Origin of the sequence: Mesorhizobium sp. B1-1-5 (assembly GCF_006443065.1) — a bacterium.
Classification (GTDB): domain Bacteria; phylum Pseudomonadota; class Alphaproteobacteria; order Rhizobiales; family Rhizobiaceae; genus Mesorhizobium.
This window is the reverse complement of sequence record NZ_VFWS01000453.1, coordinates 1-1,289: the sequence shown is the minus strand read 5'-3', so window position 1 is coordinate 1,289 and position 1,289 is coordinate 1. Positions and strand designations below refer to the sequence as shown.

1 pseudogene is annotated in these 1,289 nt (G+C 64.5%); it reads right to left on the bottom strand.

Features of this window, described 5'->3' with window-relative positions:
- Positions 1-1,289 (bottom strand): annotated as a pseudogene (locus FJ980_RS32310) (ParB N-terminal domain-containing protein); the annotation flags it as partial.

The window sequence follows — 1,289 nt, the reverse complement described above, 5'->3', positions numbered from 1 at the left end:
GGTTTTCCCTGCACGACAAGACGTCGATCAGGAGCGAGCGCACGGCGACGCGAAGCGTGTCCATGTCGAAGTCGAGCTTGCCCTCCTGGTCGAACAGGCAGGCGGCATGTTCGCCTAGGCCGGCAGCCCCGTAATACGAGATGTCGCGCGTGCCGGACGCCACCGTCACGTTCTGCCCTGCGAACGCCAGAACCAACAGCGCCATCAGCGTGTCGTCATCGATCGGAGCCCGCGACAGCGCTTCATGCAGAGCATCGGTGCGCAGATCACCGATCATCTCGATGCCCTTGCGGGTGACATCTGGACGGGCCTTCACGACGATCGCAGCATCGTCGCCCTCCCCGACCGGCTGTTCGCCCTTCTTCGGCTTCTTCGCCTCCGGCATACGGAAATGCACCGTCTGCACCTTGCCCTCGCGATCGAGGTACAGGGCCGTATGGTCGGACTTGCCCCGCTTGCCATAGACGCGCTCCGCCTTCTTCGGCAGTTCCGGCTGGCCCCAATTGTTGGTCTCGGTGATGACCCCTTCTTGGGCAGGTTCTGCGTCATCCACTCCTGCTGCGCGCCCAGGAACGCCTCGACGTCGGTGGTGTAGCGGCTGTCCTGATCGGCCGGGGCGAACAGATCCTCGACCCAGGCAATCCCGTAGGCCTGCGCCAGCTCATCGCCGAAGCTGGCATCGCGGGCATACATGCGGGTCTTCTGCAGGTCCTGTGTCACGCTCCACCAGGACACTTTGGGGTCGGCCTTCGAGGGCTTGTGCTTCTTCCAGACCTCCTTCTGGTCCTCGAGCGAGGCAGAAGCGATGGTGCGCAGCTGGCTCTCATTGGGCATATCGCCCTTGGCCATCTGATCGAGCATCGCCGGCAGGATATTCGCGAGCAGACGAAGCTTGCGGATCTGGCGAACCGGCAGAGCCAGGGCGACGGCGATCGCTTCCTCGGTCCATCCGAGCGCGAGCAAACGCTCGATCGCCCGCCACTGATCGACGGGATTGAGCTGTTCATGCGCAAGCGTTTCGGCGAGCGAGCGCATGGCGCCGCCATCTTCGGCGCGCTCGACCACCAGCACCGCGATCTCTTCAAGCCCGGCGGCAATGGCCTGCTTGACCCGGCGATGGCCGGCATCGATGACGAAGCCGTTGCCGCCATCGGATTCGGGTACAACGACGGGCGGCTGCACGATACCGACGGCGCGAATGGTCGCCAGCAGCAATGCGTCGGCTTGCGGGCTGGACTTGGAACGTCGCGCCTTGTCGGGGTTGCCCTTCAGCGCGCGCGGATCGACAA